Below are 19,449 nucleotides of genomic sequence, written 5' to 3'. Positions count from 1 at the left end.
TGTTTATAAAAATTTAGGAATATATAATATTAAAGTAATTAACAGAGCTCCTAAAGATGATATGGCCACAGCCCCTGCAGCAATGTCTTTAATAAAACCAATACGAACTTCAAAATCTTCATGCACAAAATCACAGATTTTCTCCAAGCCCGTGTTTAAAGCCTCAACGCTCATAACTAATACAATTGCAAAAATCTGTATGATCCACTCTAAAGATGTAATTTCAAAATAAAAACCTGCAATTGTTAATAAGATAGCTAGTGAAAATTGGACTTGAATACTAGATTCTGTTTTTAACAACAAAAACATACCCTTAAAAGCATATCCAATGCTTTTATATCTGTGTATAATGAAAGGTTCATTTTTATTATTCATAGGTCTCTATTAGTTAGTTGTTAATTTGATTTGAGCTAAAATATTTTATTTTTTTTAATTAATAAAAACAACTCTGTCAAGTTCTTATATTTACGGTAAATTTATTGTCTTTGGTAATTCATATGCCAAAAAACTATGGTTCTGAATTTTTAATTTTACTAAAACGAACTTATTTATTAAGCTTGATACCGGTATCGTTATATATTAATTGAGATAATTTTTCCATTCCTGTTTTATTTAAATGGTCTTCATTTTCAAAATATGAATCGTTATTTATTTTTAACGAATAATCTAAATTATAATCTAGATTTAAGTCGTCTATAAAACGGTTTACTTTATCTAAATCTTCTGTATTGCATTGATTTAAATAGTGTTTATTAACAGGGAATCTAATACCTATCACCTTTATGTTCTTTAATTTTAATTTAGTTACTATTTCTTTGTAAATTTCTAAATCCTCAACATTTTTCATTATCGAATTATGGTCAGTTACTCCAGTATTAGATGCTATTTCTTCTTTTTCTAAATCTGATGCCTTAGACCATTCTATAGGTGCTTTGTTTTTTTCAATATTTCTAAATTTAGCATATGTTGCATTTAAAAAATATCTTAAATAATCATCATTAAACAACGGTATTTTTTCTGTTATCAGATTAAGTTTTGACTTATCATAAATATCTTTTGGGTCATTTAATTTTAGCAAGTACTTGTTTAAGAATGTGCTATTTGAAGAAATACTATTGTTAAACATTTGAGGCTCTGTAGTAATGAAAACGCATTCTAATTCTGGATTATATTTATCCATTATTAGGGTTTTAATATACATTTCCTTGATACCATCTGCTCCAAATGCTAGATTTCCTATGTTTTCGGATAAATTTAAATGTCTTATTGATTCAGAATGTGAATCCCCTAAAAATACTACCTTGGGTTTAGAATTAATAACAGAATCTATTCTATTTAAGTATTTATGCTCTTGTTTATAAAAATGGCTTGTCTTATAAATAAATATATTAATGGCAAAAAAGACAATTAAATATGGTGTTATTTTAATTAATATACTTTTCATAAAAGTCTTTTTAAAATTGGAAATAAATAAAATCAATAGGACCGTGTGTAGCTCTGAAAAATATTAACGCCAATAGTAACGAGCAATATATTAATACCTTGATTGGAGTTTTGTAATGACCAACTTGAAAGGAATAAGAAGCATCTCTATTAGAAATTTCAAAAACACTTAAATAAATTAAACTAATAACAATGATAACGGGCTGTATTGATGATCCCATATCTTTAAAGTAGCTAATAGGGTTGATTAATATGGTGCTAGAAGCAATTTCTGAAATATAGTTAAGTGCATGAGAAAAAGATGCCGCTCTAAAAAATATCCAAGCAAAAGTAACTGCTAAAAATGTGATTAAGATATTAAAGACTTTAACCACATTAGCGGGTAAAATTTTAACTGTTTTTAAGTTTCGACTATATGCGGTTTGAATAAAATAAAATAGAGAGTGTAACGCTCCCCATATAACAAATGTCCAGTTTGCACCATGCCAAAACCCACTAACAGTAAAGGTAATTATGATATTTAAAGATCTTTTAAAGCTAGAATCTACTTGACTGCCTCCTAAAGGAATATATACATAATCTCTAAACCAAGTAGATAAGGATATGTGCCAACGTCTCCAAAAGTCTTGAATATTTTCTGCTAAATACGGCGATTTAAAATTTTGCATTAAATCTATTCCCATCATTCTAGAAATACCTATTGCTATATCAGAATACCCAGAAAAATCTCCATAGATTTGAAAAGCAAATAAAAGAACACCAATTGCTAAAACACTACCAGGATAAGCATCTGAGTTTTCAAAAATTTGATTTGCATAATAGGCACAATTGTCTGCAACCACTATTTTTTTGAAAAGCCCCCATAATGATTGCTTTGCACCTTCTTTAAATTCATATGCATCAAACTTTCTTTTCTTCCCAAACTGAGGTAATAAATGAGATGCCCTTTCAATTGGCCCTGCTACTAATTGAGGAAAAAACGACACGAAAGTCATGAATTCTAATAAATTCTTATTAGCGTGCATCTTCTTTCTGTAGATGTCTATTGTATAGCTCATGGTTTGAAAGGTATAGAAGCTAATCCCAACTGGTAAAATGATATTGAGCAGGAAAGGGTTGGCTTCAAATCCAAACAAGGCAGTAAAGTCTGTAAAAGATTCAGTAAAGAAATTATAATATTTGAAAAAACCAAGTATGCCTAAGTTGATAAATAAACTTAAAATAAGAAGTCTTTTTCTTTGTTTATCATTATCATTATCATCAATTGCTTTTCCTATTAAATAGTCGCTTATTGAACTAATAAAGATTAAAGAAAGAAACCTCCAATCCCACCAGCCGTAAAAAACATAACTGGAAACTAATAAGAGTATATTTTGAAATTTTAAATTATCATAAGATTTATAATAAATAAAAAAAACAATAGAGAAGAAAATTACAAACTCAAAGGAATTGAAAAGCATACTATATCTTTCTAATTAAAATATTTATCTTATAATCTACCGGACACTCTATTTTTAATAACCCCTTTAACGTCATAAATTAGTCCATTTTCAACTAATAAATCATCAAAGTTCATATCAACAAATTCAGAATGTGAAACACCTAGTATAATAGTATCGAAAGTGTCTTTTGGAATAGAATTAGTCGCTTCTAGGTTGTATTCATGTTTAACCTCTTCTGAATTTACCCATGGATCATAGATAGTGATATCAAGCCCGTATTCTTTTAGATGTTTTATAACATCAACTATTTTGGTGTTTCTAACATCCGGACAGTTTTCTTTAAACGTAATTCCGAGCATCAGGATTTTTGCTCCATTAACTTTTAGATCATTTTTTAACATCATTTTCACAACTTCGCTAGCAACATATTGTCCCATACTATCATTAACGCGTCTGCCAGCTAAAATAATTTCTGGATGGTACCCAACTTCCTGGGCTTTTTGAGCCAAGTAGTAAGGGTCAACACCAATACAATGTCCGCCAACTAAACCTGGTTTAAACGGAAGGAAATTCCATTTGGTACCTGCTGCTTCTAAAACATCATGAGTGTTAATTCCCATTAAATTAAATATTTTGGCTAACTCATTTACGAAAGCAATATTGATATCTCTTTGTGAGTTTTCAATAACTTTAGCAGCTTCAGCTACTTTAATGGTAGGCGCTAGGTGAGTGCCAGCAGTAATTATACTGGCATATAAGTCGTTTACTTTTACTCCTATTTCTGGAGTAGAACCAGCAGTTACTTTTAAAATTTTATCAACAGTATGTTCTTTGTCGCCGGGATTGATACGCTCTGGAGAATATCCAGCAAAAAAGTCTGAATTGAATGTAAGTCCGCTTATTTTTTCTAAAATGGGCACACATTCATCTTCAGTTACACCAGGATATACCGTTGATTCATAAATAACTATGTCACCTTTTTTAAGTACTTTTCCAACAGTTTCACTAGATTTATACAAAGGTGTTAAATCTGGTCTGTTATTTTTGTCGATAGGGGTAGGGACCGTTACAACATAATAGTTGCAATCATTTATATCATCCATATGAGAAGAACAATATAAACCGTTGCTAGAATCAGCACTATCTTTTAGAACTGCCTTTAAAACGTCATCTTCAACTTCTAAAGTAACGTCTTTTCCTTGTTGTAATTCTGAAATTCGTTTCTCATTAATATCAAAACCAACAACTGAATATTTTGTGGCGAATAAGCGGGCTAGTGGTAAACCTACATATCCCAATCCTATAATTGCTATTTTATCTTTGTTCATAATATGTTATACATTATTGACCTATTGAAGAATATTCAAAACCTATTTTTTCCATTTCTGATTTGTCAAGTATATTTCTGCCGTCAAATATAAATGCAGGTTTTTTCATGTCTGTATATATTTTTTTCCAATCATAAGTTTTAAATTCATCCCATTCCGTCATAATAGCTACGGCATGCGCATCTTTTAAAGCTTCATAAGGAGTTTCAGTCGCTTGAACTAATTTACTGTTTTCTTCTTCAGATCTTGTGTTTAAGTAGTTTAAGTCTGATTGCATCTTTTCGTTGGATACTTTAGGATCATAAACAGCAATATTAGCTTGTTCATTTAATAAATGATCGGCAACATAAATTGCTGCAGATTCTCTAGTATCATTTGTGTCTTTCTTAAAAGCCCAACCAAGCATTCCGATTTTTTTACCAGAAACAGTATTGTAAAGTCTGCTTATTAAGTTGTCTGCAAAACGTCTTTTTTGATGATCGTTCAATATGATAACCTGTTCCCAATAGTCTGCAACAGCCTGTAGATTATAGCTACGAGCTATATAAACAAGGTTTAAAATATCTTTTTGAAAACATGAGCCACCAAAACCAACTGATGATTTAAGAAATTTAGACCCAATTCTAGAATCCATACCTATTGCCTTTGCAACTTCGTCAACATTAGCTTCTGTTTTTTCGCATAACTCTGAAATAGCGTTAATTGAAGAAATCCGTTGCGCTAAAAATGCATTAGCAGTAAGTTTAGATAATTCTGAAGACCAAACGTTAGTTCTTAAAATTTGTTCTTGAGCAACCCAACTTCCATATATTGTTGCTAAGCTTTCAATAGCGTCTTCTGATTCTCCGCCAATTAAAACACGATCAGGATTTAATAAATCTTGAATGGCAGTTCCTTCAGCTAAAAATTCAGGGTTTGATAAAATATCAAATTTAACAGCGCTACCTGTATTGTCCAAGATGCTTTTAATCGCTTGTGCTGTTCTTACTGGTAACGTAGATTTTTCAACTACAATTTTATCAGTTTTAGCAACTTCTGCTATATTTCTAGCACAAAGTTCTACATATTTTAAATCTGCAGCCATACCTTTTCCTTTACCATACGTTTTGGTTGGGGTGTTTACAGATATGAAAATCATTTCAGACTCATTAATAGCTTTGTCAATTTCAGTAGAGAAAAACAAGTTTTTACCTCTGGTTTCTTCTACTATTTTCGCTAAACCAGGTTCATAAATTGGTAGCTTAGAAACATCTGGATCATTCCAAGCATCAATTCTAGCTTGGTTAATATCGACGATTGTTACTTTAATGTTTGGGTTCTTCTTTGCGATAACTGCCATTGTAGGGCCGCCAACGTAACCAGCTCCAATACAACAAATTTTTGTTACTTTCATGTTATTGTTAATGTTTTCAATACCAATTTATAGCATCTTCTATGCTGTCATTAAATATTGTATTTCAGTTTATAATTTAAGGATTGTGTTTTTTACAGTAATTGCCATAATAATTATCATTTCTGAATGGTTAATGTCCTACATTTCCTGTATTCCATATCGCAAATCTATGTAATTAATCGAATAAAACAAGCGTTTTGTCGATTATTTTAATAATATTGTTAAATATTGTTGAGTACATTTATCGGATAAAAGACTTTTAAAATGAACAATTTTGTTATAGGTTTTTCCAATACCAATTAATAGCCTCTTTTATACCATCATTAATATTATATTTGGGGTTATAGTTTAATAATTTTTTTGCCTTAGCAACAGAAGCTAGAGAATGAGGAATATCACCAACTCTATTTTCGCGATGTTTTATCTCTATGTTTTTGATAACTCCATCAAATGCAGAAAGATGTTCTTTTAATAATGTTGTCAACTCTAATAATGTCGTTCTGTCTCCATATGCTACATTATAAACTGTGTTCATTGCAGCTTTATTATTAGTTGTGATAGCCAACATATTCATTTGAACAACATTATCTATATATGTAAAATCTCTTGAATAGCTTCCGTCTCCATTAATCATAGGAGATTCATGATTGATAAATTGTTTTACAAAAAGCGGGATTACCGCAGCATAAGCACCGTCTGGGTCTTGTCGTCTCCCAAAAACGTTAAAATAGCGTAAACCAATAGTGTCTAATCCATAAGCTTTCTGGAATATATCTGCATATAATTCATTTACATATTTAGTAATAGCGTAGGGGGATAGTGGTTTTCCGATAACGTCTTCAACTTTTGGTAATGCTTCATGATCTCCATAAGTTGATGAGCTAGCAGCATAAACAAAACGTTTTACTTTTGCATCACGAGCGGCTACAAGCATATTTAAAAACCCAGACACATTAACATCGTTTGTTGTTATTGGGTCGTTAATTGATCTTGGTACCGATCCTAAAGCAGCTTCATGTAATATGTAATCAACACCTTTACAGGCTTTATGGCAGTCTTCAAGGTTTCTAATATCGCCTTCAACAAGTTTAAAGTTTTTGTCACTTAGAAAAGGTGCTATGTTTTCACGTTTACCCGTAGAAAAATTATCTAAGCAAACAGTTTTAATATTATTTAAAAGCAATGTTTCACATAGGTTAGAGCCTATAAAACCAGCTCCACCAGTAACCAGTACGGTTTTATTTTGTAGATTTTGTAGCATTCAATTTGGGTTTATTTTAATAGCAGGCACAAATATGTGAAAAAATATTCAAACACTAACGATTATTATACTAAGTTGATGTTTTTTACGATGAAAATCATTGTAATAAATTTTAAATGAGTTTAATCGATAAAAAGAAGGTATTCAACTAATTATAAACTATTTGTAATAATTTTTATACCAGTCAACAAATGCTTTTACACCGTGTTTAATAGAGGTATTTGGTTTATAATCGTAGTCATTAATTAAATCGTCCACATTTGCCCAAGTACGTTCAACATCACCTGGCTGTATTGGAAGCATGTTTTTTTCTGCTTCGGTTTCAAGGTTCAATTCTATCTCTTTTATAAAATCCAATAACTTTACAGAGTTATTGTTACCTATATTATATACTTTGTATAAATCGTTTTTTTCAATACGTTCTTTATTAGGGTGTTCAAGAATTCTAACCACGCCCTCAACAATATCATCAATAAATGTAAAATCACGTTCCATTTTACCGTAATTGAAAACTTTTATAGGTTTATTGTTAACTATGGCATCAGTAAATAAAAACATAGCCATATCTGGTCTTCCCCAAGGGCCATATACTGTAAAGAAACGCAGACCTGTTGTTGGGATTTTGAATAAATGACTATAAGTATGCGCCATTAATTCGTTACTCTTCTTAGTGGCAGCATATAAACTGATTGGGTTATCCACATTATCATCAGTTGAGAAAGGTATTTTTTTGTTTAAACCATAAACACTAGAGCTGCTTGCGTAAACCAAATGTTTTATATCAAAATTTCTACAACACTCCAAAATATTTAGAAAACCAACTAAATTAGAATCTACATAAGACTCCGGGTTTTCTAGACTATATCTTACGCCTGCTTGTGCTGCTAGGTTACATACTACATCAAAATTTTCTGTCTTAAAAAGCTTTGGAAGGGCTTCACGATTCTCTAAATTCATTCTTACAAATGAAAAACTGTTATCTGTTTTACTTTTGCATGTCGTGTTAAATTCTGAAGCCTCGTTATTATCTATACCTAATTCCTTCAACCTATCAAACTTAAGATTGGTGTCGTAATAGTCATTAATATTATCAAGGCCAACAACAGTATGTCCGTTATTTAATAAAATTTTTGATGTGTAAAAGCCAATAAATCCAGCGGCTCCAGTAACAAGTATTTTCATAGTATTTAAAATTGTTTAATAGCGCAGCAAAGATGAAAATTTTATTGATATTAAGCTAAAAAGTGTTAAAGATTTTATTTATCGATAAAAATGATTGTTAAAAAACAAATTATTGCTTTTTTTTATGAAAATTTAAATTTATTTTGAGTTATTATAAATAGTTAATAATATATAAATCAACTACTTAACTGTTTTAAGATGTCCCAATATTTATAACTCGATATAAAATTTATATTATCGTGGTCTTTTATTTTAAAGTTGACGTATATAGACTTAATTACTTAAAAATCGATGAAATAATTTATGTAGGGTTTTTTTTATTAAAAATCGTATATGGTTCGATGAAGTGCGTTTATTTTAGATAAAAAGCGCTTTATGAATTTTTTTTTGTTAAAAATTAGCTGCTTTTCGATGAAATGCAGAAATAATCGTTTTTAAGTATGTATATTTGCAAACCCCAATATAAAATACTTTACAATGAAAAACCTATTACCGCTTAACCTACGATTATTGCTTACCCTACTTCCAAATTTTAAAGTTTTGATTATCCTTCTATTTCTAGCCTTGTTCTTACCCTCATGCAATAATGAGGAGATTTATGTTGTTGAAGAAAATTTATTAATTGAAGAAATTCCAGAAGAAGAAGAAGAAGAAGAACCAAATAATGAAGATGAAAACCAGCTGCCAGCTCCTGAAGCTATTGCCGATAATTATACAACTCTTGAAAATACAGAGCTACAATTAGATGTTCATATTAATGATAAAAATCTCACAAGTGTAGCAACAATATCAAGAACTGATCCAGCTAATGGTATTTTAAGCCTGAATGATAATAATACTCCAGATAATCCGATGGATGATATTATCTTATATACACCAAATCCTGATTATTTTGGAATTGATTCTTTTGAATATACTTTATGTGATGCCGCTACTCCTGAAAATTGTAGTACGGCGATTGTTACTATAGTCGTTGAGGAAGTTGTGGAAATTGTGGATGATATTGCAACCGAATTAAAAGCATTTCCGACTGCTTATGGAGCTGGAGCAAACGCAACTGGTGGTAGAGGTGGTGAAGTTATTCATGTAACAAACTTAAACGATAGTGGCCCAGGAAGTTTAAGAGATGCTCTAGCCCAAACTTATCCTAGGATTATTGTTTTTGATGTCTCTGGCGAAATAAACCACACATCAAATTTAAGTGCTGGTTCTGGTAATTTTACCATTGCAGGTCATACAGCACCAGAAGGTGGAATAACACTTACGGGTTCTAGAATATATATTAGTTTTGCTGATAATATAATAATTAAAAATATTAGGTTTAGAAACGGTTCAGCAAGCCAAACGGGTGATTGTATAACAATGCCACAATGCTCGAATGTTATTATTGACCATTGTTCTTTTGCTTTGGGTGGTGATGAATCTATTGATTTTGATTCAAGTCAAAATGACGGAAATATAACCATTCAAAATTGCTTACTTTATGAATGTAAAACAGGAATACTTTTAGGAGGAACACCTACTAGCGGAAGTGGAGAGTTTTCCATATTAAGAAATGTAATATCGAATACAAGTCATAGATTTCCAAAAACAAATGGGGCTGTAAAATTAGATGTTATTAATAATTTAATACACAATTGGCGATATAGGACATTGCGTTTAGATGCCTCTGTATCTTCGGAAAGTTTTACTTTAAACTTAATAGGTAATTACTATCAATCGGGAAATAATACTGTAGCTAGTTCAGGTGGCACCGGTCAAGGTATTCATAAAGTTTCAACAGGAAACGGTACATCAAGTCCCCAAATTTGGAGTAGATATAATCATATAGACCAAGATATTTTAAATGCTTATTCGTTAAGTGGTTATGATGAAAATACAGATGAAAGCTCTGCATGGTCTAGCTTTCCATCAACTGCAACAAAACCAGTAAAGTTAGGGTGGCTCGCTAATTCTCAACTAGCTTTAAAAGGAATAGCACCAACTATTTTAGATAATGAAAGCCTAAAAGCAGAATTGTTACCAACGGTAGGAGCTTCTCAATATCTAAATGCTGATGGTTCAGTTGGATTTTATAGAGATGCTTTAGATATAGAAGCGGTTGCTTTAGTAAAAGACGATGGTTCGGCAAAAAGAACAGGGTCGGCAGCAAATCTTTATGATAAATCTGGAAGAGCAAATGTTTCTATTCCTGCTACCCCAAGAAACACACGCCCCGAAGGTTATGATACGGACAAGGATGGTATGCCAAATGTATGGGAAGTTTCTATGGGATTCGATCCAAATGTCAATGATAGCAGTGAAGATAAAGATGGAGATGGCTATACTAATTTAGAGGAGTTTTTATATTAGTAGATAAGTAGATAAATTTAAAAAGTTAGTTCTTTTAGTTTTTTGTCTAAATGCTAATCAATTAATACCATTGGCGTATTTATAAATACGCCAATGGTATTTTTGTAGATAGACAATTTTGGTAGTATAACGAGTTTTTTGATAACTTGTGGTGCTACATGGCACATATTCACTCTCTTTATGAAGTAATATATTCCCGAAATTAGAAAGTATTTCAATTCGCAATATTTTTTATTTTCTTTCTTCCCTAATAGTAATTATTCTATATTGATCTGTTACAAAAGAAATTTAAATTACCCCTTGTGAATTATGATTTAGAATAAAAAAAGTTGTTCATTTTGCTGATAACCAGTAATTTGTTTTAGTCATAAAAAATTTAATTATGAAAAACTTAAATGCAAATTGCACAAGAATATTGGAAGTGTTGAGAAAAATTTAAACTTGTCCACCAATATAATTTAGGGATTATTTATTTTTTAGGGTTTAATACCCCGAGGCTTGCCTCGTTTTTCTTTTTGGAATTTAGTTTTTTCTTTTTTGGAATTTTAATTCCCGTGGGCTTGCCCCGACTAGTTTATTTACAATCCTTCTGGCTATTTAATAGTTTGCTAAACTTTTTATAAATACACTTAGGGTTGCTAGTGTCCACTTAAATCAATAAGAAATCTATGTAAAAACTTGATAAAAAACACTTTATATCCTTTTTTGATGTCGTGTCGATTTCAATGAATATTACAAAAAAATCAATAGGTATATTTTATAACGTGCTTTTTTTTAGCAAGTTGGGAAAGTCTTACGTCTTATGTCTTGTAACGAAGTGGTCTTTTTGTCTTTTTAGTGGACACTAGTGACTTAGCGTTATTCTAAGTGTTTTTCTGAAAAATTATACCGTAAAATTTTACTTCATCTTAGTGATATCAATTAATTACTTGTTTTTTACATGATATATAGCGCTTTACTTAAAAAGTTTGCCATTTCAAGCATATTTTGAAGTAGAAACAATCGACGATATGTCAAGATTATCCACCAAAATAATTCGCTATGCAGTTAGCCGATTTTAATTATGCTTTTAGCGAATTATGTAAATTCTACACCTGTGCAATTAAAACAATTATTAAATTTACACCGTAAAACACAAAGTTAAATTGATTAGTAGCAAAATATTGATTTTAACTGTAATTGTGAATAATATATAACTTTTCTATTCCCTCAATAGGATATTGATTGTATATAGTAGCTTTTACATATTAAAGTTTTGAAAGTTTTGAATATTAATTATTGATTTTGACTTCTTTTCTATTTGGGGGAATCATAACAATACGAATATTAAGCTGGAGAAATATATTGGACCAAATAATTTGGTTTTTTAATATAGATTGAAAATTTATGCTTACAAAAACGAAAATATATTTATCGTCTCCACATATGGGAGGAACAGAACGCAGTTTTGTTGAAGAGGCGTTTAACACCAATTGGATAGCGCCACTTGGCCCTAACGTTGATGGTTTCGAGAATGATATTAATAATTATCTTGGAGGTAACAAACACGTTGCAGCCTTAAGTTCTGGAACTGCTTCAATACATTTGGCATTAGAGTTGCTTAATGTAACAAGAGGAGATGAAGTATTATGTCAGAGTTTTACGTTTTCAGCTTCTGCAAATCCAATTATGTATTTAGGAGCAACACCTGTATTTATTGATAGTGAAAAAGAAACTTGGAACATGTCTCCAGAACTTCTTGAGATAGCTATTAAAGATAGAATTGAAAAATATAAAAAGCCAAAGGCAATTATTGCGGTTCATTTATATGGAATGCCGTATAAAGCAAAAGAAATAAACGCTATAGCAGAAAAATATAATATTCCGGTTGTAGAAGATAGTGCCGAAGCATTTGGTAGTTATTACTTCAACCAGCCTTGTAGCACTTTAGGTACTCTAGGAATATTATCGTTTAATGGAAATAAAATAATTACAACTTCGGGAGGTGGTGCGCTCGTTGCCGCTAATGAAGATTATAAAAAGCGCGCTATATTTTTATCTACACAGGCTAGAGATAATGCACCTCACTACGAGCATTCTACAGTTGGTTACAATTACAGAATGAGTAATGTATTGGCCGGTATTGGGAGGGGACAAATGCAGGTTTTAGATGAAAGAGTTAATGCTAGACGCAAAAATTTCGAGTTTTATAAAGAAAATTTAGGAAAATTAGAGCATATAGAATTTTTAGAAGAGCCAAACGGTTTTTATAGTAACAGATGGATAACTTGTATTTTAACACCTTCTTTCGAGATGCGCGAAAAAATACGTCTGGAGCTTTTAAAAGACGATATAGAATCAAGACCCCTTTGGAAACCAATGCACGTTCAACCAGTATTTAAAAATAAATTACATTTTAGTAATGGAACTTCTGAAGATTTATTTGATAGAGGGCTGTGTTTACCTAGTGGCTCAAACTTAACTTTAAATGAATTAGAAAGAATTTCAAATATAATATCAAAAATCCCAAACCCATGATAAAAAACTACTTTACCCACTACTCACAAAAATATGCCTCAAAATGGCTTGTTTTTGGTATTGATTTATCAATCATTTTAAGCACTTTTGTGTTAGCTTATTGTGTAAGATTTAACTTTACTTTTGATTTTGATTCAAGTCAATTAGCAATTCAGATTCCTTTGATTCTTTTTATTGCATCCATTAGCTTTTTAGCAGTTGGTTCTTTCAAAAGTGTTATTCGCCATACTGGATTTACAGATGTTATGAACGTATTTAAGGCGGTTGTATCTATGGCCGTTTTGTCTATTTTATTCGTTTTAACAAATAGAGTTACAAATTTAATTCCTGAGTTTACAATTCCAAAGTCAATTATTGTTACTCATGCACTATTTAGTTTTGTTGCTTTAGCTGGATCTAGATTATTATTCAAAATTTTATACAAGCAATTAAAGTTTCAGTTATTATCTACTAAAAACATTATCATTTATGGTGCAGGAGATTCTGGAATTATCACTTACAATGCATTATTGAACAACACTAAAGTAAGCTACAACATAGTTTGTTTTATGGATGATAATGAGCAAAAACAAGGTAAGTTAATTAACGGAACACCGATTTTTACACTTGAAAAACTAAACCATGATTTTGTTTCTGCCAATGGTATTGATGAAATTATTATAGCTTCTCAAAGTATAGACTCAAGCAGGTTAATTTCACTTGTGGACAGTTTAATTAATTACGATATAACGATTAAAAAAGTACCTCCATTTGAAAGTTGGATTAATGGAGAATTAAATACGAATCAAATTAAAAAGTTTGAAGTTGAAGACTTATTAGGCCGAGCTCCAATTAGTATAGATAACCCTAATTTATTAAATGAGTTTAATGGCGAAACTATTGTTGTTACCGGTGCAGCTGGCTCTATTGGTAGCGAATTGGTAAAGCAATTGGCTAATTTTGATGCTAGAAAATTAGTTTTAATAGATCAAGCAGAATCAGCTCTTTACGATTTGCAACAAGAATTAGTTAGAAATAACAAAACGAATTTTGTAGCAATTGTAGCTGATATTAGAGATGGTTTACGAATTGATAGTATTTTTCAAGAACATGCGCCTACAATGGTTTTTCATGCAGCAGCTTACAAACATGTGCCATTAATGGAAAAATCACCCTATGAGGCGATTAAAATTAATGTAAATGGAACTAAGTTATTAGCAGATACAGCATCTCGCTATAATATCAAAAAGTTTGTTTTTGTTTCAACAGATAAAGCTGTAAACCCAACAAGTGTAATGGGAGCAACAAAAAGAATGGCAGAAATGTATATTTCTTGTTTACAAAAAGAAAGCAAAACTAAGTTTATTACAACGCGTTTTGGTAATGTATTAGGTTCTAATGGATCTGTTATTCCATTATTTAAGAAACAAATAGAAAAAGGTGGTCCGTTAACTTTAACAGACAGGGAGATTACTAGATATTTTATGACTATTCCTGAAGCTTCTCGTCTCGTTCTAGAAGCAGGGACTATGGGTAAAGGAGGAGAGATTTTTATATTTGATATGGGAGAATCTGTTAAGATTTTTGATCTTGCAAAAAATATGATTAAACTGTCAGGATTAAAATACCCTGAAGATATTGATATTGAAATTACAGGATTAAGACCGGGAGAAAAGCTTTATGAAGAACTTCTAGCGAACGGTGAAAATACATTATCTACGTATCACAAGAAGATATTGATAAGTAAAACGCGTGATTTAGAATACGATAAAATTAAAGCTCAAATTGAGGAACTATGTATTACAAATCGTTTTCAAAATAATAATATCGTAATGAAGATGAAGACTTTAATTCCTGAATATAAGTCAAATAACTCTGAATATGAGAAGTTTGATTCAAGAGTTAAAATCTATCAAAAAGCAAAAGGTATTAGAGAAAATAACTCTGCAAATAATATAGAATACAAGTCAATATAGAAAAATTATTTTTTAGATAAATATAAATTTAAGTCAATATAATGCTAATAATATGATATTAGCATTATATTGACTAGATTTGGAGTTTGGAAATTATTTCAAAATAATTCTTAACTCATGTTTTATAGCCCCAAATAAATTATTGAAATGAATACATTTTTTACAAAAAAAAGATTCACATTATGTTGTCTTATAGTTTTTTCATTGTTGTTATCTTCATGTGGATCCAGAAAAAAAGTAGTGTATTTTCAAGACGCTAAAGATTTTGAAACCATAGTGGATACTGACACCTTCGAGCCTCGATTTAAAGTAAATGACATTGTAAGTATATATGTTTCTACCTTTGATTTAGAAGCGGTTAAACCTTTTAATCTTCTTAAAGGAAGGTCTCAAAATGGGGGTCTTGAATATATTGATTATCTAGTGGACATACAAGGAAATATAGATTACCCTGTTTTGGGTAAAGTTAAAATTATTGGTCTTACAGTAGAAGAGGCAAAAAATCTTTTTAAAGAAAAGCTTGCGGATTATTTAAAAGACCCTATTGTTAATATAAGAATATTGAATTTTAGAATATCTGTTCACGGTGAGGTTAACAGACCAGGTATATACGAAGTTTCTGGAGAGCGGGTAACTTTGCTTCAGGCACTTGCTTTAGCAGGAGATTTAAAATCTAAAGCTAGAAGAAAAAATGTTATGGTAATTCGTGATTTCAATGGAAATAAAACATTTACAAGAATAGACCTAACTAATAAAGAAATATTTAACTCACCAGTCTATTATCTTACCCAGAATGATTTGGTGTATGTAGAACCCAATAAATCTGCTATTAGCGAATCATTTCTTGATGGAAGGCTTAATGCAACTATCTCAATAGCTTCAATTCTTATTACTTCGACAATAATTTTATTAACAAGAAATTAATTTTATGTCTAAAGCACCTAAAAACAATAAAGTAAATACTTTTGTTGAAGATTTCGATTTTAAAAAAGCACTTTTAAGTTATTTAAAATATTGGAAGTGGTTTGTTTTATCCGTTATTATAACTTCAACGATAGCTTTTTTTAAGGTAAGGTACGCAACTCCAATTTATAGTGCTTATTCGAAAATCATGGTGATGCCCGATGAAGGTGCATCAAATCCTGCAGAAACAATCCTTAAAGATTTGGGACAAATTTCTGGATCTGGTGAAATACAGATTGAAGATGAGATTCAGTTATTACAATCAAGAACATTAATGACAGGTGTGATTAAAAAATTAAATCTTAATATTAAGCATTTTGCAAAAGGACAATTTCATGATACACAGTTTTTTCCTAATGAGGAATCACCTATTAAATTAAGTTTTATAGCTTCTGATTCTATAATTCATAAAGCGAAATTCACCTTTAGTATTTTGGTAACTTCTAATACTGCTTTTAAATATTTTTTTGAAGATGATGAAGAAGGTATTAATAAATCTTTCGGAGAAAATATACCTACAATTATTGGAGATATAGTATTAACCCCAAAAGCAAAAAATATTAAGAGTTTAATAGGTCAAACCATCTATGTAAAAATAACTCCTGTTGATATCGTAGCTGAATATTATAAAAAAGCTATTTTAATAAAACCTGTTAGTGAATTTTCTAAAGTACTAAATTTATCACTTAAAGATGCATCTCCTCGTAGAGCAAAAACTATATTGAATACTTTAGTTGATGAATATATACAAACATCTGTAGATGAAAAAAACCTTAAATCAACTTACGCTACTGATTTTATTAACAAAAGGATCAATTATATAAACTCTGAATTGGCTAAAGTAGATAGTCAAATTGAAAATTTTAAAAAGGGAAACAAACTAACAAATATTACTTCTGAAGCAGATATTTATTTAACTACAAATGCTCAAACCGAACAAGAATTAGCCCAAAGCCGTACTGAATACAATATGGTTAATTTCATGAAAAAACTAGTTGTTGACGATTCTTTTGATAGAATACCTTCCAATGTTGGTTTAGCAGATGGTGGAATTAATTCAATGGCACAAAAATACAATGAGTTATTAGATGAAAGAGATAGGCTTTTAAAGAGTTCTAATGAAAAGAACCCAATTATTGTTAATTTAAATCAACAAATTAAAAATGTAAAAAATAATTTAAGACAAAGTTTAAATAATTCGGGTAAAACAATTGGATTAAAAATTAACAGCCTTGAAAATCAAGCTGCTAAAATCAATTCAAAGATTTATGCAGTTCCTGGTCAAGTTAAACAGTCTAGGGATATTCAAAGAGAACAGGGTGTTAAGGAATCACTATATCTTTATTTGTTACAGAAAAGGGAGGAAGCAACAATTTCGCAAATATCAAAGCAACCAAATGCAAAAGTTATTGATAGAGCGCATTCTAACTATATACCTGTTGCCCCTAATATAATTATCATATATTTTACTTGGTTTATTGTAGGTCTCTGTATTCCATTTGGAATCATCTATGTTAAAAATGTTCTTGACAATAAAATTCATAATAAAGAAGATTTAGAAAAAGAAATAAAAAACATAACAGTACTAGGAGAAATTCCTAGAATCTCTGGAAGTAATAAAAAGCTGGTTGAGCGCAATGATAGATCAATATTATCAGAATCTTTCAGGATAGTAAGAACAAACTTAGATTATGTTAGAAGACGGGACGTGAAAAAGCCAAATAGCAATGTGATTTTTACAACTTCAACAATCAATGGAGAAGGAAAATCTTTTGTGAGTTTAAATATGGCACTTACTTTTGCAAATACTGGTAAAAAAGTACTTTTAATTGGTGCTGATGTAAGAAATCCTCAAACCCATACTATTTTAGATGCTCAAAAATCGGAAATAGCAAAAATAGGTTTAACCGAATATTTGTCTGATGATTCTATTTCGTTGAACAATGTAATTAAATCACACGAAGTAAATAATATTAAATTGGATCTCTTAATTTCAGGTAAGGTGCCACCAAACCCAGCTGAATTATTAATGAGTGATAGATTGAAAGAATTGTTTGAAAAAGTATCAAAAGACTATGATTATGTCATAGTTGATACAGCGCCTTCAATGTTAGTTACCGATACTTTATTATTTAGTCAATATGCGGGATACACTATATACGTTACTAGAGCAGATTACACAGAGAAAAAAGTGCTTAATTTTGCCAAAGAACTGTATGCAGATGATAAGTTGAACGGTATGATGCTAGTGGTTAATGATGTGAACCAATCTAATTTTGGGTATGGTGCAAAATATGGCTACTATGGCGCTCCTGAAAAGAAGGGTTTTTTTAGGAGATTTAGAAAGAAATCTTCTTAAATATTAAGATTTTAAGTTTTGTACTTGAACAAGTAATTGGGGAAACCAGAACAGCAATGTTTTGGTTTTTCTGTTTTTTGATAAGACTTATATTTTAATGAGAATTATAAATTAATTCAAAGATTCATTTTTAGATAGCGTAATACTCAAAAGCCTCCAGAATTAATTCCTCATCCACCAAACAATCAATTTTTGTAATCCCAATATCTTCAAGTAAAACAAAATTTATATTACCATGAGAATTCTTTTTATCATATTTAAGCAATTCTATTATTGGCGCATAGTCGTTTTTATCAAAGACTACTTTACCATAAAACTTAGTAAATAATTTTTTGATATCATGTGTTTTTTCTTCAGGAAAACCAACTAATTTAGTAGATATATAGTTCGCCAAAATCATGCCGATAGCAATGGCTTCACCATGTAATAAGTCAGTTTTATTAGGGTTGCTTAAAAAATAAGATTCAATGGCATGTCCTAAGGTATGCCCATAATTAAGTGTTTTTCTCAAACCACTTTCAAAAGGATCTTCATCTACAACAGCCTTCTTTATAAGTACCGATTCGTAAATTAAATCATCTAAATCCGTTAGTGATAAATCTGATAAATTCTCAAACTTTTTCCAATACGTATCTCCAGTAATTAAACCGTGCTTTAACATCTCTGCCAACCCAGAACGCATTTGTTCTTGGGGTAACGTATCTAAATATTGAGTATCTATGAGTACAATATCTGGTGTGCTTATAACCCCAATCTGGTTTTTTAAAGTACCTAAATCTACCCCTGTTTTCCCTCCAACGGAGGCATCAACCATAGCCAGCAATGAAGTTGGGATGTTTATATATGCAATGCCACGTTTAAATGTAGAAGCTACAAAACCACCTAAATCTGTTACAACCCCACCACCAATATTAATTAACAGACTTTTTCTATCTCCATCTAATTCAGAAAGCGTATTCCAAACTCCAACACAAGTATCTATGGTTTTATGGATTTCTCCTGCTTCAATCTCAATAATTTCAATAGCAAGATTACTTTCTAAATTACCTAAAAGCCGAGGTAAGCAGTAGTCGTGCGTATTTGTATCGACTAGAATAAAAATTTTAGAGAAATTATTCTCTTTAATATGATTATTTAGCGAGGTGTAGCATAATTCGTTAAAATGAATTATTCCGTTGTTTGCAGTTATGGAATCCATAAAATAAGTCCAATTAAATTGACTGCGAAATTAAGGAGATTTTAACAAAAATGATA

13 protein-coding genes are annotated in these 19,449 nt (G+C 30.5%); 5 read left to right on the top strand and 8 right to left on the bottom strand.

Features of this window, described 5'->3' with window-relative positions; genetic code table 11:
* Positions 1–3: 3 nt before the first annotated feature.
* From ABXQ82_RS12140 to ABXQ82_RS12110, 7 genes are all read right to left on the bottom strand, one after another.
* Positions 4–375: a diacylglycerol kinase family protein gene (locus ABXQ82_RS12140; RefSeq protein ID WP_367059834.1), complete on the bottom strand. Its 372-nt coding sequence runs from the start codon at positions 373–375 to the stop codon at positions 4–6.
* Positions 376–544: 169 nt separating this feature from the next.
* Positions 545–1,444, bottom strand: a complete 900-nt coding sequence (locus ABXQ82_RS12135) for a hypothetical protein (protein ID WP_367059831.1) — start codon at positions 1,442–1,444, stop codon at positions 545–547.
* 10 nt (positions 1,445–1,454) lie between these two features.
* A complete protein-coding gene (locus ABXQ82_RS12130; RefSeq protein ID WP_367059828.1) occupies positions 1,455–2,903 on the bottom strand; it encodes an MBOAT family O-acyltransferase in 1,449 nt (482 codons plus the stop codon).
* A gap of 29 nt (positions 2,904–2,932) precedes the next feature.
* Complete coding sequence (locus ABXQ82_RS12125; RefSeq protein WP_367059826.1) at positions 2,933–4,213, bottom strand: nucleotide sugar dehydrogenase; 1,281 nt, start codon at positions 4,211–4,213, stop codon at positions 2,933–2,935.
* A gap of 13 nt (positions 4,214–4,226) precedes the next feature.
* Entirely contained in the window at positions 4,227–5,606 is a 1,380-nt protein-coding gene (locus ABXQ82_RS12120) for a nucleotide sugar dehydrogenase (protein WP_367059823.1), read from the bottom strand.
* A 277-nt stretch (positions 5,607–5,883) separates the two neighbouring features.
* On the bottom strand, positions 5,884–6,867 hold the full coding sequence (locus tag ABXQ82_RS12115; protein ID WP_367059820.1) for an SDR family oxidoreductase: 984 nt from the start codon (positions 6,865–6,867) through the stop codon (positions 5,884–5,886).
* A 159-nt stretch (positions 6,868–7,026) separates the two neighbouring features.
* The gene (locus ABXQ82_RS12110) at positions 7,027–8,049 is read right to left on the bottom strand and encodes an NAD-dependent epimerase (RefSeq protein ID WP_367059818.1); all 1,023 of its coding nucleotides are present in this window, start codon (positions 8,047–8,049) and stop codon (positions 7,027–7,029) included.
* Positions 8,050–8,526: 477 nt separating this feature from the next.
* On the opposite strand from ABXQ82_RS12110, the gene ABXQ82_RS12105 reads away from it, so the two are divergent.
* The 5 genes from ABXQ82_RS12105 (at position 8,527) to ABXQ82_RS12085 (ending at position 18,195) form a co-directional block, all read left to right on the top strand.
* The gene (locus ABXQ82_RS12105; protein ID WP_367059815.1) at positions 8,527–10,401 is read left to right on the top strand and encodes an Ig-like domain-containing protein; all 1,875 of its coding nucleotides are present in this window, start codon (positions 8,527–8,529) and stop codon (positions 10,399–10,401) included.
* Between the two features lie 1,386 nt (positions 10,402–11,787).
* On the top strand, positions 11,788–12,918 hold the full coding sequence (locus ABXQ82_RS12100) for an aminotransferase class I/II-fold pyridoxal phosphate-dependent enzyme (RefSeq protein WP_367059812.1): 1,131 nt from the start codon (positions 11,788–11,790) through the stop codon (positions 12,916–12,918).
* Positions 12,915–14,873, top strand: coding sequence for a nucleoside-diphosphate sugar epimerase/dehydratase (locus ABXQ82_RS12095; RefSeq protein ID WP_367059810.1), 1,959 nt, complete (start codon positions 12,915–12,917; stop codon positions 14,871–14,873). Before ABXQ82_RS12100 ends, ABXQ82_RS12095 begins: the two co-directional genes overlap by 4 nt.
* Before the next feature lie 147 nt (positions 14,874–15,020).
* Positions 15,021–15,797: a polysaccharide biosynthesis/export family protein gene (locus tag ABXQ82_RS12090; RefSeq protein WP_367059807.1), complete on the top strand. Its 777-nt coding sequence runs from the start codon at positions 15,021–15,023 to the stop codon at positions 15,795–15,797.
* Between the two features lie 4 nt (positions 15,798–15,801).
* Positions 15,802–18,195: a polysaccharide biosynthesis tyrosine autokinase gene (locus tag ABXQ82_RS12085; RefSeq protein WP_367059804.1), complete on the top strand. Its 2,394-nt coding sequence runs from the start codon at positions 15,802–15,804 to the stop codon at positions 18,193–18,195.
* 130 nt (positions 18,196–18,325) lie between these two features.
* Here ABXQ82_RS12085 and aroB read toward each other — a convergent pair whose 3' ends face one another.
* The gene (gene aroB, locus ABXQ82_RS12080) at positions 18,326–19,393 is read right to left on the bottom strand and encodes a 3-dehydroquinate synthase (RefSeq protein ID WP_367059801.1); all 1,068 of its coding nucleotides are present in this window, start codon (positions 19,391–19,393) and stop codon (positions 18,326–18,328) included.
* Positions 19,394–19,449: the final 56 nt, after the last annotated feature.

The organism is Algibacter sp. 2305UL17-15, from assembly GCF_040720935.1.
Taxonomy (GTDB): Bacteria; Bacteroidota; Bacteroidia; order Flavobacteriales; family Flavobacteriaceae; genus Jejuia.
This window is presented reverse-complemented; position numbering and strand designations above follow the sequence as displayed.

What these genes read in the sequence shown, in the direction of transcription:
- ABXQ82_RS12140 (WP_367059834.1), bottom strand. Translation starts at nt 375, where the DNA reads ATGAATAATAAAAATGAACCTTTCATTATACACAGATATAAAAGCATT.
- ABXQ82_RS12135 (WP_367059831.1), bottom strand. Translation starts at nt 1,444, where the DNA reads ATGAAAAGTATATTAATTAAAATAACACCATATTTAATTGTCTTTTTT.
- ABXQ82_RS12130 (WP_367059828.1), bottom strand. Translation starts at nt 2,903, where the DNA reads ATGCTTTTCAATTCCTTTGAGTTTGTAATTTTCTTCTCTATTGTTTTT.
- ABXQ82_RS12125 (WP_367059826.1), bottom strand. Translation starts at nt 4,213, where the DNA reads ATGAACAAAGATAAAATAGCAATTATAGGATTGGGATATGTAGGTTTA.
- ABXQ82_RS12120 (WP_367059823.1), bottom strand. Translation starts at nt 5,606, where the DNA reads ATGAAAGTAACAAAAATTTGTTGTATTGGAGCTGGTTACGTTGGCGGC.
- ABXQ82_RS12115 (WP_367059820.1), bottom strand. Translation starts at nt 6,867, where the DNA reads ATGCTACAAAATCTACAAAATAAAACCGTACTGGTTACTGGTGGAGCT.
- ABXQ82_RS12110 (WP_367059818.1), bottom strand. Translation starts at nt 8,049, where the DNA reads ATGAAAATACTTGTTACTGGAGCCGCTGGATTTATTGGCTTTTACACA.
- ABXQ82_RS12105 (WP_367059815.1), top strand. Translation starts at nt 8,527, where the DNA reads ATGAAAAACCTATTACCGCTTAACCTACGATTATTGCTTACCCTACTT.
- ABXQ82_RS12100 (WP_367059812.1), top strand. Translation starts at nt 11,788, where the DNA reads ATGCTTACAAAAACGAAAATATATTTATCGTCTCCACATATGGGAGGA.
- ABXQ82_RS12095 (WP_367059810.1), top strand. Translation starts at nt 12,915, where the DNA reads ATGATAAAAAACTACTTTACCCACTACTCACAAAAATATGCCTCAAAA.
- ABXQ82_RS12090 (WP_367059807.1), top strand. Translation starts at nt 15,021, where the DNA reads ATGAATACATTTTTTACAAAAAAAAGATTCACATTATGTTGTCTTATA.
- ABXQ82_RS12085 (WP_367059804.1), top strand. Translation starts at nt 15,802, where the DNA reads ATGTCTAAAGCACCTAAAAACAATAAAGTAAATACTTTTGTTGAAGAT.
- aroB (WP_367059801.1), bottom strand. Translation starts at nt 19,393, where the DNA reads ATGGATTCCATAACTGCAAACAACGGAATAATTCATTTTAACGAATTA.